Raw genomic sequence first — 13,870 nt, forward strand, 5'->3', positions numbered from 1 at the left:
ATGCAGCAGCGATGGCTGAACAACAAGCCCGGCAGGCCTGCCGTTTCCCTCCGCGGGAGGGCTTTGCGCTGTTCCGTGCGCTACCTGATTTGTCCTGCGTGCACCAGGACGATAAAGGCAGGCTCTCCATTTCCAATCACGGCATGGCGTTGCCGTGGCACCTAACGCGTAGGTGGGCGCTGTTGGCTAACCCTCGACGCAGACTATCCATGGTTGTGGCGGATTGAGCTTGGGTCTTTCTCTGACCACCGGCATCCTGCCCTTCGCTCTTCAGGTCAGCTTTGCCCTTCGTCACCGTTTCTGTGGTGGCGTGGGCCAGCGAAGAGAAGGAATTCGGGCGCAGGTAGACGATCGAGGCCGTTGGGTAACTGGTGATGGCAAGATCGAAGACGCCAGGAGAGCAAGTTCTCAAACCTGGCGTGCATCCATGTCATCCAGGCACTGCCCGAACAGCTGCATGGCTTCGCGCAATGTGGTGACCGATAGCCCGCAATAGCCCAGTAGCAGCCCAGGGCGCGCCGGAGGGTCGAGGTAGTGCGGGGTCATCGAGTACAGGCCCAGTCCGCGTCCCTGCGCAAGCTCGATAAGGGCCTCGGCGCGGGCGTGGTCGTAGCCGCGCAGCCAGGCAACCACATGCATGCCGGCGGGGGAGCCTCCTATCTCCACGCGATCTCCCGCGTAGCGGTGCAGCCCTTCGATCAAGGCGTCGCGCCGTGCCTGCAGCTCCTTGCGGGCAAGGCGCAGATGGCGTTCAAAGCCGCCGTCCTCCATGAAGTGTGCCAGCGCAGCCTGTTCGATGCCGGGGCTGGCGACGTCGCTCAGGTACTTGGCATTGACGAAGTCATCGACGAGCGCTGCCGGCAGCACCATGTAGGCCATCCGAAGGGTGCCGAACAATACCTTGGAGAAAGTGCCCACATAGATCACGCGGTCGCCTTTGTCGAGCGAGCGCAAGGCTGCCAGCGGATGGGCGGTGTAGCGAAACTCCCCGTCGTAATCGTCCTCGAGGATCCAGCATTGGTGCTTCTCGGCATAGCGCAACAGTTCCAGCCTGCGCGGCAGCGAAAGCACCGCGCCGGTTGGGAACTGGTGCGAGGGCGTCACGCAGACAAGGCTGGGCGATATCTGCGGCAGTTCATTGCAGACCAGCCCTTCGTCATCGGTGCGCACGGGGCATATCCGGGCGCCGTGCGCGATCAGTGCCTGGTGCATGCTGAAATAGTGCGGCTCCTCCAGCACCACCGCATCGCCCTCATCCAGCAGCACGCGTGCAGCGATGGTCACGGCCTGCTGGGTCCCGGCGACAACCATCACCTGCTCTGGCGAAATCCGCACGCCACGGCGGCGCGCGAGGTAGTCGCATATCTGCTTGCGCAAGGCCGGCAGGCCTTGCACATGGGTGATCTGGGGCGGGGTATAGATAGCCGCCCGTGCCAATTCACGCCCCCAGATGCCATTCAGCGCAGGATTGATCTGCGAGTGGCCATACTGCAGCTCGTAGCGAAGCCCGCGGTGCTTCGTCGCGATACCGGGAGTACGCACCGTCCGCGCACGCTGCGCGTAGCGCGAAGGCGATTCGATCGACGGTGTTGCAGGCAGCAGCGGCGGATGGGTCTGCAACGATGCCACATAGCTTCCCGATCCGGTGTGCCCCTCGATGAAGCCTTCCGCCCGCAGTTGCTCGTACGCTGAAAGTACGGTGGTGCGCGACAGTTCCAACTCGCGGGCGAGTTCGCGCGTGGGGGGCAGGCGAGTGCCGGTCCCGAGGCGGCCGTCGAGGACGGCACTCCGGAGCGCCCGGGCCAGCTGCGCGTAGTGCGGGCCATGGCCGTCGAGTTCGAGGAACATGTCAGCGCTTTCGGAGAGCAGCTCCGCAATATCTGTGGCCATGGGGAAGTTGCGCCTGCAGTATACGATTGACCTCATTGGAGCGACGCCGGGAAATGCGCAATCGATCTGCGCGGGCATCACGCGTTGGGCGAGCACTGGCCCGAAAGGCCCAGTTGCCGCAATAAATCGCGCAGCGGATCCAGCAGGGCACCGTAGCGGGCCCCTCGAGCGGTGTTCGATTGCAGTGGCTGCCGCACCTGCGCGGCGCTGGCCGTGCTGCGCACGGCGCGAGCGGTTTTGTGGAATTCCAGGCAGGCCGGTTCGAAGGGCAGGCGGCAGAACTCGAGCAGCTCGCGGATTTTCCCCGCGGGATCCGCCAGCATGTCTTCGTAGACATGATCGTGGCAGTGCCCGGGGAAGCGCTGTTGCCAGAACCGGCTGATGCGGTCGTATCCGGCGTAGTAGTGGGCGATGGACTCGAAGTCGTAGCTGAAGGCGGCGCCATCGCCGAACAACTGGCGATAGCAGGCGAAGCAGGTTTCCAGCGGGTCGCGTCGAGTATTTACGACAAGGGCGCCTGGCAGCATCGCCAGCACCGGTCCGATCAGCGACCAGTTGCCAAGGTTCTTGTCAGTAAACCTGGGCTTGTCCTTGCGCCAATGCGCGGTGCGTTCCAGGTACTCGCAACCGAGGCGGTGCCAGTCTTCGGCCGTGGCCAGGGGGGCCCACTCGGCCAGGGCCTGATGCCTGCGGCCGGATTCACCCCGAAGCACGGCGGACAGATCCGGTATTTCATTGGCCCCCTCCACCTGGGAGTGGGAGGCAAGAATGTGTTCGGTGAGTGTCGAACCCGAGCGCGGCAGGCAGGCGATGAAGATGACTTCGCTGCCGAGGTTCGGGTCCACGACAGGGGGCAGTGGCGCGGAAAATGCCTTGATGAGGCTGTCGACGCGCAACTGCTCGCCCTCGATATCCCACGAGGTGAGGCGACGCTTGATGGCGCTGGCCGCCTGCAGGGCGTGGAAAGAGGCGGCCAGATCATTCTGGTCCTCAAGCGACTTGGCCAGCGCGTAACCAAGCCACACGCGGTCGTCGGCGGAGAGGTTCGGGCGATCCAGCAACTGCCTGATGTGTTGAACCTCGGCGTCGTCGAGCTTCACCGTCTTGAGATTGACCAGGGAGTACCACGCCCTGGCGTGGCTTGGGTGGTCCCTCAGGACATCGCGGTAAAGACCGATGGCTTCCGCAATGTCGCCCAGGCCGTTCAGCACGTTGGCCAAGGTCATGCGTGTCATGACGTGCGATGGATCAAGCGCCATGGCACGTTCCAGCACCGGGCGCGCTTCTTCGGTATGGCGTGCGATGTGCAGGGCGCGGCCGAGGTTGTACCAGGTGGCGCCCGTATCGGGGGCCAGTTCGCAGGCGCGGCGCATGCTCGCAAAGGCGGCATCGGGGTATTGGCACTGGAACAGTGCACTGCCGAGATTCATGTGCGCGTTGAAATCGTCCGGGCGCAATTCAACGGCGCGCCGCAGGAATCCGACGGCCATGCCCGCGTTTCCGCGCATGAGTTGCACAACGCCGGAAAGCCGCTGTGCCTCGGCCGAATCCGGTGCGATCGCCACGGCCCGTCCCAGTGTCTGCTCGGCGGTTGCCAGCTTGTGCGCGGCAATGGCGCGGGATGCGTCGGACAGCAAGTCGTTCACTCGCATGTCGATGGGATCCATAGCGAGTGCGTGGCCGAATCCTCTGCAAACCGGGACGGTGGAGAGTCGCCTTTGCCGGCACGCAAAGGGAAAATCACCCGAAGCTGAAACTATAGATCTGCAAACCTTTCGCAGGGATATGCAGCTTCAGCAGATGGCTGCCGTCGGCGCTGCTCTCGAACAGGGTATAGAGGCGACTGCCTTGTACGGTAACGGGGGGCTGGGGTTTGCCGTCGATCGTCACTTCCAGCGTAACGGGCGTGTTCGCGTTGGCGACCATGTAGAGCTTGGTTGCCTTGAATCGAAGCTCGACATTTCCTTGCGAGCCGGCAAGCTCGGCGCATTCGTCCGTAATCCTCCAGACACCGCCCAGGGCATAGTGATTGGGCGCGGGTTGGCCCGCGGAGAAATGACGCAGGCCCTTGCTGCCGTCCTCGGAGCTGTCCAGGCCAGTCTGGGCTGCGGTGCCCAGCAGCATTTCCGGTGAATCGCCGTCAGCAGGAGGGCTGCTCCCTGCGATATCGGTGCCGGACTGCGCGCTCAGTCCCAGCAGCATGCGTATCGCGCTTTCCATGCGCTGGTAACCGCCCTCGCCGTACTGATGGCCGATCAGCTGGCCGTTCTGGTCGATCAGGTATTCGGCAGGCCAAAACTGGTTCTGCCAGGCACTCCATGTCGCGTGTTCGCTGTCCATGGCGACCGGGTAGGTGATGCCGAGCCGCTGCACGGCGGCAGTGACGTCGGAAGGATTTTTCTCGAAATCGAACTCGGGCGAATGCACGCCGACCACCACTAGTCCCTTGTCCTTGTAGGTTTCGTACAGATGCTCGACGTGCGGCATTTCGCGCACGCAATTGATGCATGAGTAAGCCCAGAAATCGACCAGCACCACCTTGCCGTGCAGGCCGGCCATGGTCAGTGGCGGCGAGTTGATCCAGTGGTCGATGCCGGTGAAGTCCGGGGCGGTCGCGGCCCGCGCCGTGATGGCGCTGCAGGACAGGATCAACATGAAGACGAGTGAGCGCACAGGCTGCTTCACGAGACACCTCCTTTGCGGATGACGTGAGGGTATCGCACAACGCGCCAAAGGATCGCCTGTCGGCGCGCACTTGATGGAGGGCTGCGCCCGCGGCCACCGCGCCCTGCGAAGCAGGGTGCGGGTAGCCGGTCGATCAGTAGTCGTAAGTGATGCCGAACTGCACGTAGCGCGGAGCTTCCATGCCTGCTGGCAATAGATACGTCGGCAGCGGAGCCGCCGTCTTGCCATACGCCGGGATGATCTGCGTGACGCTCTGTTCATTGAATACGTTGTGGATCTGCAACTGGAAGTCCAGTTTGTGCTGGGCAAAGGCCGGACGATAATCCAGCTGCAGATTCAACTGGTGCGTCCACGGCGTGAAGCCGGTGGATCCGGGCGGTGTGGGCACGCCGCCGCACCAGTGGTACGCACCGCCGAACTGGGCATAGTTCTGGTAGTTGCTCTCGCTGGGACCGTAGTAACCCAGGCAGGATTCCGGCGTGCCGGACGCAATGCGGTAAGTGCCGCCGACCGTCCACTCCGGTGTGATGGCGTAGGAGCCGTAGATCCGCAGCTGGTGCTTCTGATCGTTGGCCTGGTCGCCGTTGGCGTACTGCATGATCTGCCAGAAGTCCCATTGCTCGGTGCCCGACTGCGAACTGCCGCCCTGGCCGATGTTCGACTGCACCGGTCCCTCGGTGTCGCCGTAGCTGCGCGAAAACACATAGTCGATCTTGCCGAACCATTTGCCGTCGAACGGATGCTCCAGATACAGCTCCAGCGAGTAGTAGTGGCGCTTGGCCGGCGGATAGTTGAAGACCGATCCGGGCATCTTGACCGTGCTGTAGCCGCCGATGCCGTTGGGGATGGTCAGGATGGCGGTGCTGCCTGGGTTGATCAGTACGCTGCCGCTAAGCAGGGACGGATCGATGGCTTGCCCCTGGGCCGCGGCCAGCGCGGCAATCTGCGGTTCATAGGCCTGCGGGTCGAAGTCGTCGATGATGCGGCCCAGCTTGTTCACGATGCCGGTGGCGCCATACACCCATGAGGGATTGATCTGCTGCTGCATGCCCAGGACGAACTGGTCCTGGTACTCGGCCTTAAGGGTGCCGGACGCTGCCGTCTTGGGGTTGATCAACTCGCCGTTTTCGCCGTTGACGTAATAGGTGTTGTTCGCCTGGACCGGGACCAGACCGGTCGGGATGCCGTCCGAGCCGATGCCCGTGTAGCCGTAGAAGGTCTCCGAGTACAACGGGTAGCTGGCCTCGCGCAGGGCCACGGAGACTGGCATCGCCAGGTAGTAGCGGCCGGCGTTGCCGAACACCTTCATGGTGGAGTCGCCGAACACGTCCCAGCTGAAGCCGATGCGTGGCGCCCATTGCGGCTTGGTCAGGCGCAGGAAGGCCTCGCCCTCCGGGTTGTAGTTGGTGAACTGGTCGTTGCGCAGGCCGAGGTTAAGCAGCAGGTTCGGCGTGACCTGCCAGTTGTCCTGGATGTACTGCGCACGTTGCTGGATGCGCAGCGACGACGTGAATGTCGAGAACACATACCTGCTCACGTAGTACGTGCCGCCGTTCGGCACGGGCCCGATCGAGCCAGGGATGATTTCCTGCCCAGGAGTGCCGGTATTGCCGTACAGCCAGGCATAGCCCGGGCCGGTCATCTGCAGGCCATCGTCGAAATCGGCATCGTCGTCATTGTCGATACCGAACTGGAGGTCGTGGTTGCCCAGCTTCCAGTCGAGGTCGAGACGAAGGTTGCGTACCTCTGACTTGTGCGACGCATTGTTGATATTGGGAAAGAAGTTGCCGCTGTGGGCGGGATTGCCATTGGGCATGTATGCCGGGTTCTCCTGCGACGAACTTATGATGTTGGGCTCGCTAGCGTCGTAGCCCGGATACGGCGGCTGGTTGACGTAGTACTTGCCGTCCATCTTGCCGTACAGGAAATTCAGCGTCAGGTTATCGGTGATGTACGAGGTGTATTTGGCGATCCAGATGTTGAAGCTGTTCTTCGTCTCCTGGCCCAGGCTCTCGAACGCGCCACGCTCGTGCGTGGTGCTGTCGTAGGAATAGAACTCGGCCGGATTGCTGGCGTTCGAGTTGTAGATGTCCGTCAGCGACAGGATGTTGCTGTCGTTGATGTTCCAGTCCAGCTTGAGGTAGTACTTGGGGTTGCTGGTGCGCTGGTCGGCGACGTTGCCCGCGTTGACGTTGCCCACCGTGGTGGTTTGTGTCTTTTCCGCTTCGGCCGCCACGAACAGGAACAGCTTGTCCTTGATCAGCGGCCCACCGAGATAGGCGTCGTAGACCGTGTTCCAACTGCTGTCGCCCTTCCTGTACTGGAAGAGCTGGCCGTCGTTGGCAACGCACTGCCCGGTGCAGCGCGGGTTGCTGTAATAGAAGTTGTCGAAACTGTTCTGCGCGAACTCAGGCGACCACAACACCTGGCCGCCAAAGTGCCAGTCGTTGGTGCCGCTTTTGCCCACCTGGCTGATCACGCCGCCGGCCGAACGGCCGTACATGGCGCCGTAGCCGCTGGTCAGGGTCTGCTGCTGGTCGATGGCACCGTAGGGCAGGGCGATGCCGCCGGTGTTGCTGAGTGGGTCGGAGGTGTTGAAGCCGTTGATGTAGTAAGCGTTCTCGACGATGGATGAGCCGCCGAACGAAATGGGCGAACCACCTGTAGGACCGCTGCCCGCGAACATGGCTGCCCCGGGGGTCGTGCCCGGGGCCAGCAGGGCGATGGCCTCCGCATTGCGCGGGAGCGGCAGCTGGGTCAGTTGCTTCGACGTGATGGTCAGGTTCTGGTTGGTGGAGGTCACGTCGATCGCGGGCAACGCGTTCGCCGTCACGGTCACCGTGCCCAGATTCTGCGCGTTTGCACTGCCGCCGCCTGGTTGCGCGAAGTCGGCCTCGGACGCGCCGCCGGCGCTTGGACTGACGTTGTTGTGCGACTGCACCACCGCGCCGTTCTGCAGCAGGCTGACCGAATAGCTACCGACCGGCACGGTCACCGAGTAGTGGCCCGAGCTGTCGACCGGGATGGTGCGGTTGAAGCCGGCGCCACCGGTGATCTGGATCGTTTCGCCACTGCCTGCCGGGGCGGAGCCGAAAATCGTCCCCGTCGTCGCCTGGGCATGAACGGGAGCGAACGTGGTCGCCCCATAGACGCCCAGGATGGCGGTGATGGTTGCGCTCAAGGCGGAGCGGGCCGCCCGATGGCTTCGGCTGATCTGTTTGATGTGGTTGCTGCTTTGCATGCCACGCCTCTCCTGATGTGATTGCAAATCCGGGCGCCAGGTGTTGCCCGGATGAATTCGTGCTGCCGGTCAAAACCGGTGCATCCACTGCTGCCTGCGCCACTCCACAGCCGGAATGGGAACCGTCGCCGGTGCACTAGCCGATCAACGACTTCCTGCTGCAGAAATAACCGCCGAGCAAGGTATGCAGCGCGATCAGGCGGTCCGCATGGCCGGCGGTGCCCGCATGTCCAAGCACGTGATAAATCTGCGCGATCGCGTCTGCGCGTTGTGTCGGGTTCAACGAGCCGCCGACAAGACCGATATAGGACTGGAGCACCCGGAACGCCGTTGCCAGCAGAACCGGGTCCAAGGTGATCTGTGTTTCGTTGTCGGCCGGCCAGGCATCGTCACCCGTCGGTGCGGGAGTAGCGCGCGATGCGGCCGCGGAAATGACAGGGACATCCCCGGTTCGCATGGAGCCTTCGCCGGCAAGCAGCCAGCGCAGGGAAACCCCTAGCGATCTTGCGATGATGACGCAATGTTCGCGCGAGATATCGCCGCGACCGCTGCACCAGTCGCGCACGGTGTCTTCAGCAAAGCCACTGCGTCGGGCGATGGATGCGGCATTGCCTTCGACCTGGATCAGCAATTGCATGCGTGCGGAAAAGTCGCCAACGCCGGCGTTTGCGAGCGTCTGCGACGCCCGTGCCGGAGCTGCTGCCTGCATGGCAGGCGAATCATTTCCGGGATGCCTTTCCAGTACCAGCATGCCATCGCCGTTGCCAACGAAATCGCGCGAACGGAAATCACGGCCGATGGCTGGCTGGCCCGGGTGCACGTCGAGTTGGGGAATGGCTATCGACATCGAACTGCTCCATGGATCGATCGAGCGATGACGTCGTGTCTGGCGATCGGCTGAAGGAGCAAGCCCGCGGGCCAGGCGTATGTGAGGAACTGCGTGTCGAGATGTCAACGACTCGTTACAAAAGCGTCTGATGGGCAAAGCCTAGGCAGGCCGAATGCTTCGGTACACGACCAATTCATGTGGGAAAATCGAAGCCAATTCACGAACGCGCATGTTCGCGGCGGCTGTTGCGCATGATGTTGCGATGGAAATCCGGCCGCATATTTCCGCGATGAAAGACAACCATTGCGCGCGAAGGAGTTAAATGAGGGCCAGCGCATCCGGCCTTAAAAAAAACGAGGGGATTGGCTATGGATGGAATGCGCGGCACTCTCTAGCCTGCATCCATCGGTGGATGCGCCAGCGCCGCATGGCATTGTGGCAAGGTAGCTTTTCCCCACCCTGCGGACGTGCCTCCCCAAGCGGTCCGCTGGGGTCTTTATGAGGTCATCGGAATCACGGTACGCCATGTCCATCCCGTCGAGACTTCCAGTGGCTACCGTGACCCGTACGGCGACGTTATTGATCGGGGGCGCCGTTTTCGTGGGCACGCTGGACCTGGTCTATGCGTGTGGGTATTGGAGATTGCTGCACGGAGTGCCTCCCGCCCGCATCATCCAGGTCATTGCATCGGGCGTGCTGGGAAGGCATTCCTTCGACGAAGGCGGTATCAGCGTGCTGCTCGGGCTGGTCCTGCAGTACGCGATTTCCTTCGTGATGGTATGGGCCTATTACATGGTCAGCGGTTGGATGCCTGCGCTGATCCGACGTGGCATATGGATTTACGGTGTCCTGTATGGCCTGTGGTTGTATGTGGCGATGAACGACATCGTGGTGCCGCTGTCCCCCGCGATGAAGGGATCGACCGTTCCCAGTTGGGTCGTCGGCAGCATTCTCGAGAGTGCCTTGTTGATCGGTCCGCTCATTGCCTGGATCGCGCGTCGCGCGAGAGTGGGCTCGCCGGGACGCGAAATGCAGCAACCGGCATGAGTCGCTCGCAGACCGGTCGGGGATATCGAGCGCGCGATTGTCATTGAACGCCAATTGGAAGTGGCGACGCGCAGGCTTCAATAGGGCTTTTCGCGGAGCCACTTGGTGGCGATCCACTTTTCTCCGCGCAGCACCGGCAGCCCGGCATGCAGCGAGCTGGCGTCACCGCTCTCGTAAGCGAAATAGACGGCCGAACCGCGCAGGGCGGTCACAGTAAGGCCGACTTCGGGAAACGCGGTGCCGCCACCGGCTTCGGGCGTGTTGAGGTACATCACCACGCTGGCGATGCGCTGCCCGCCGCGTGCGGTGATGGTGGAGTAGCCGGGTTGGCCTGGGTCGAACCAGTCGTAGTGCGGCTGATACTCCTGGCCAGGCAGGTAATGCAAGATCTGCAGGCCTTCGCCATGGCTCATGGGGATGTCGAGAAGTTCCGCGATGCGTTGTTCGAGCTGTGCCACCAGCGGCAATTCGCCCAGCTTGAAGAACATGCCCACGCTGGTGCGACGTTGATCCACCTGTTGCCCGCCGCTCTCGTCCACGGTGAGCGCGCGCGCCAGGCGAGGGCGCGCCAGCGCGATCAGCTCGTCGCATTCCTCGCCCGTCAGCAGACCATCGAGCACGCGCAGCGCGGGCTTGTCCATGCTCAGCGCAATCTTCACCTCGCGGTCGCCGACCTTGGCCAGAGGTGCCTCTGGATGCCTGGTGCGATGCGCGAGCGGCGCCCCGGTATCCGCAAGCAAGGTGGCCAGCGGCACTTTCAGCACTTCGGCCACGCTGCTGCGGCTGTGCCGCGGATCGTAGCCATGCGACAGCATCAGTTCGACCACGGTCTGCGGGGCGTGTCCGGCGCGGCTGGTGGCGAGTATCCATTCGCGCAGTTCGGGGCTGATCGTGGGGCGTGTGTTCATGGGTGCGGGTGGAGCGGGGGAATTGGTCAAGCTTACTTCACCCGGTTTGGGTGGCATGAGCCGTCGGGAGCGCATTGTCCGCTGGCGTTTGTGGCCCTTAGACTGCAGCACCGCTGTACGGCTCGAGGGGAGAGTCCATGCGTCTGCTGTCAGTAGTGATCAGTTGCGTCTTGCTGCTTGCCGGTTGTTCGGGGGAGGCGGTTCAAAGGCCGGTCACGAATGCTGCGCCACCACCGCCACCATCGTCGTGGCCGCCCGCGCCACCGCCACCACCGGGGGCGCCGCCGCCGCCGCAATCGATAACGGCTGTGGCCCCGGTTTATCCGGGATTCGAGGCCGTCTATGGCATACAAGGGACGGTCGTGTTGCTCATCCTGGTCGGCAAGGATGGAGACCCGCTCGATATCAGGGTCGACTACAGTTCCGGGTCACGTGGACTGGACAGGGCCGCCATTGCCGCGGCCACGCAGTGGCGGTTTTCCCCGGAAAGGAAGAACGGCATTGCGGTCGAAGGCTATGCGCGCGTGCCGGTGACGTTCAACGAGCCGATGATCAAGGGCGATCCGGCGTGGACGCCGGCGTACCGCCATGCGCCCATCCAAATGGACGATGCGCCCATTCCCTATGCGACTGTCGTGCAAGCCGTCTCCGACGTGGCTGCGCGGGCCCATGCGCAGGTCTATGACAGCACGCACAAGCAATCCCATGTCTATGCGATTCGCGACAGCCAGAAGATCGTGCGCGAACTGTGGTATTTCACCGATATATCGACGGACCGGGCGATGGTGGTTCGCTACATTTTCGCGGGAACCCCAGACAACCCGATAACGTTGGCGGCCACGCTTTGCAACAACGCCAGCCTGTGCAGGCAGCGTGAGTCATGGGTCAAGGCCGGCCCTTATACGAAGCGCGTGTCCACGGAATAGTCCGGCGCCTTGGACCGGCTGCCGTGGAACAAGACGGCGCGAGCCGCCCCAGAGGCGGCTCGCGTGTTCCATGACGGGACGGCTTACTGCAACTTGTCCCACAGGAAGTCGTACACCATCGCATGCATGTGTGCCGACTGTTTGTTGTCCGCGCCGGCTCCGTGGCCGCCTTCGAGGTTCTCGTAGAACCACACGTTGGGGATGCCCATGCCTTCCATCTTAGCGGCCATCTTGCGCGCCTGTGCCGGGCCTACACGGTCGTCGCTGGTGGTGGTGTAGAACAGCACTGGCGGGTAGTGCGTCTCCTTGTGCAGGTTCTGGTAGGGCGAGAAGGACTTGATGAAGTCCCACTGCTTCGGATCGTCCGGGTTGCCGTATTCGGCGATCCATGACGCGCCGGCATCGAGGTGGATGTAGCGCTTCATGTCGAGCAGCGGCACCTCGCAGGCGATCGCGCCGAACAGCTGCGGGTACTGGGTGAGCATGTTGCCCATAAGCAGGCCGCCGTTGCTGCCACCCTCGGTGCCAAGGTGCTTGGCGGTGGTGACGCCGCGCTTCACCAGGTCTTCCGCCACCGCGGCGAAGTCCTGGTAGGCCTTCGGCCGGTTGGCCTGCAATGCAGCCTGGTGCCACGCCGGGCCGTATTCGCCGCCGCCGCGGATGTTGGCGATGACGTAGACGCCGCCGCGATCCAGCCACGCACGGCCGATGCTGCCGCTGTAGAACGGCTGCAGCGAGACCTCGAAGCCGCCGTAGCCGTACAGCAAGGTGCGGTTCGAGCCGTCGAGTTTCATGTTCTTCGGTGCGATCTCGAAATAGGGCACGCGGGTGCCGTCCTTCGAGATGACGAAGTGCTGGCTCACGTTGAACTTGGACGCGTCGAAGAAGGCAGGCTGATGCTTGATCGTTTCGGCCTTGCCTTGGCCAAGCACGCCGCGTTCCAGCGTAGTCGGGGTAAGGAAGCCGGTGATGGCGAGCCAGTATTCGTCGCTGTGATCGGGGTCGGTATCGACCACTTCCACTGTGCTCATCGCCGGTGCGCCCGGCATGGCCTCGCGCCGCCAGTCGCCGGCGGCCGCGGGATTTTCGGGGGGAGTCAGTACTTCGAGCCGGCTCTTCACGTCGTCCAGTACGTCGAGAATCAGATGGTGCTGCGTCCATGCGTAGTTGGAGAGCGCGGTGTGCGCATCGGGCTTGAACAGCACGGTGAAGGCGCGCTTGCCGGCCATGAAGTCATCGAACTTCGTGGCGACCAGCGAGCCATTGGGATAGGTGGTTCCACCCACCGTCCATGGCGCGCGCAGCGTCACCAGCAGCCATTCGCGATGCGCATCGGCGCTGGCGTCGCTGGGGATGTCGAGCTTCACCAGCTTGCCGTCCTTGCGCAGGAAGGTTTCGCTGTGGAAGAAGTCGGTGGCCACCTGCACGAAGTCGCGTTCGAAGCCGGGCGTGAGGTCGCGGTACGCGCTCACCGCGAGGTCGTCGGGCTTGCCCGCGTATACCTCGGTGGCGCTTGCGAGCGGGGTGCCGCGCGTCCATTCCTTGGCGATGCGAGGATAGCTGGACTTGGTCATCGAGCCGGGGCCGAAGTCGGTGCCGACGTAGATGTGGTTCTGGTCGACCCAGCCCACCTGGGTTTTGGCGATCGGCAGTTCGAAGCCGCCTTTCACGAAGGACTTGGTGGTGGTGTCGAACTCGCGCACCGCCACCGCATCGCCGCCGTCGGGCGACAACGAGAGCAGGCAGCGCGTATACGCGGGCCTCAGGCATTGCGCGCCCTTGAACACCCAGCGCTTGCCTTCGGTCTTGTTGAGCGCATCCACGTCCAGCACGACATCCCACTTGGGATCGGCCTTGCGGTATTCGGCCAATGTGGTGCGGCGCCAGAGGCCGCGCGGGTGATCCTTGTCCTGCCAGAAGTTGTAGAGCCAGTCGCCCATGCGCTCGACCATGGGAATGCGCGCATTGGAATCCAGCACTTCAAGGATCTGGTTGCGGGTGCGGTCGAACTCCGCGGAGCTGGCGAAGGCCTTCTCGGTGATCGCGTTCTGCGCCTTCACCCAATCCATCGCACGTGCATCGTGGGTGGCTTCCAGCCAGAGATAGGGATCGTCGCTGCCGGCGGCCTGGTCGGTAGCCTGGGCTGTGCCCGTGCCGCTCACAGTGATGCCCAGCGCAAGCGCGAGCCAGAGGGATGTCTTGGACGTCATGGAAGCTCCTTGGGGTGCGGCGAAAGACTTGGCGATTGTCGGCGTTTGGTGTGCTTGTCATTTCGGCGCAGGCCGGAATCCAGTGGCCGTATCGCCTGAACGTGCGTGATCGCCACTGGGTCCCGGCCTGCGCC

Annotated in this window: 9 protein-coding genes; 2 read left to right on the forward strand and 7 right to left on the reverse strand. The window is 63.1% G+C overall.

The annotated features are described in order from the left end of the window. Positions 1 to 408: 408 nt before the first annotated feature. The 5 genes from pdxR to ISP25_RS15800 form a co-directional block, all read right to left on the reverse strand. Positions 409 to 1,968 carry a MocR-like pyridoxine biosynthesis transcription factor PdxR gene (gene pdxR / locus ISP25_RS15780; protein WP_404615226.1) on the reverse strand — a complete coding sequence of 520 codons (1,560 nt, stop codon included), beginning with the start codon at positions 1,966 to 1,968 and terminating at the stop codon, positions 409 to 411. Then, on the reverse strand, positions 1,968 to 3,542 hold the full coding sequence (locus ISP25_RS15785; protein WP_404615228.1) for a tetratricopeptide repeat-containing sulfotransferase family protein: 1,575 nt from the start codon (positions 3,540 to 3,542) through the stop codon (positions 1,968 to 1,970). The genes pdxR and ISP25_RS15785 overlap by 1 nt, the downstream gene beginning before the upstream one ends. A gap of 88 nt (positions 3,543 to 3,630) precedes the next feature. Further along, positions 3,631 to 4,575, reverse strand: coding sequence for a redoxin family protein (locus ISP25_RS15790; RefSeq protein WP_404615230.1), 945 nt, complete (start codon positions 4,573 to 4,575; stop codon positions 3,631 to 3,633). A 133-nt stretch (positions 4,576 to 4,708) separates the two neighbouring features. Beyond that, positions 4,709 to 7,816 carry a TonB-dependent receptor plug domain-containing protein gene (locus tag ISP25_RS15795; RefSeq protein WP_404615232.1) on the reverse strand — a complete coding sequence of 1,036 codons (3,108 nt, stop codon included), beginning with the start codon at positions 7,814 to 7,816 and terminating at the stop codon, positions 4,709 to 4,711. A 136-nt stretch (positions 7,817 to 7,952) separates the two neighbouring features. Then, positions 7,953 to 8,567: a helix-turn-helix domain-containing protein gene (locus tag ISP25_RS15800; RefSeq protein WP_404615234.1), complete on the reverse strand. Its 615-nt coding sequence runs from the start codon at positions 8,565 to 8,567 to the stop codon at positions 7,953 to 7,955. 603 nt (positions 8,568 to 9,170) lie between these two features. Here ISP25_RS15800 and ISP25_RS15805 point away from each other — a divergent pair. After that, positions 9,171 to 9,692, forward strand: a complete 522-nt coding sequence (locus ISP25_RS15805) for a hypothetical protein (RefSeq protein WP_404615236.1) — start codon at positions 9,171 to 9,173, stop codon at positions 9,690 to 9,692. Positions 9,693 to 9,769: 77 nt separating this feature from the next. On the opposite strand, the gene ISP25_RS15810 is transcribed toward ISP25_RS15805, so the two are convergent. Then, on the reverse strand, positions 9,770 to 10,600 hold the full coding sequence (locus ISP25_RS15810) for a 2OG-Fe(II) oxygenase (protein ID WP_404615238.1): 831 nt from the start codon (positions 10,598 to 10,600) through the stop codon (positions 9,770 to 9,772). Positions 10,601 to 10,737: 137 nt separating this feature from the next. Between ISP25_RS15810 and ISP25_RS15815 the strand changes: the two genes are divergently transcribed. Further along, complete coding sequence (locus ISP25_RS15815; RefSeq protein WP_404615240.1) at positions 10,738 to 11,526, forward strand: energy transducer TonB; 789 nt, start codon at positions 10,738 to 10,740, stop codon at positions 11,524 to 11,526. Between the two features lie 83 nt (positions 11,527 to 11,609). Here ISP25_RS15815 and ISP25_RS15820 read toward each other — a convergent pair whose 3' ends face one another. Then, on the reverse strand, positions 11,610 to 13,736 hold the full coding sequence (locus ISP25_RS15820; RefSeq protein ID WP_404615242.1) for a prolyl oligopeptidase family serine peptidase: 2,127 nt from the start codon (positions 13,734 to 13,736) through the stop codon (positions 11,610 to 11,612). Positions 13,737 to 13,870: the final 134 nt, after the last annotated feature.

Source organism: Rhodanobacter hydrolyticus, assembly GCF_044904645.1.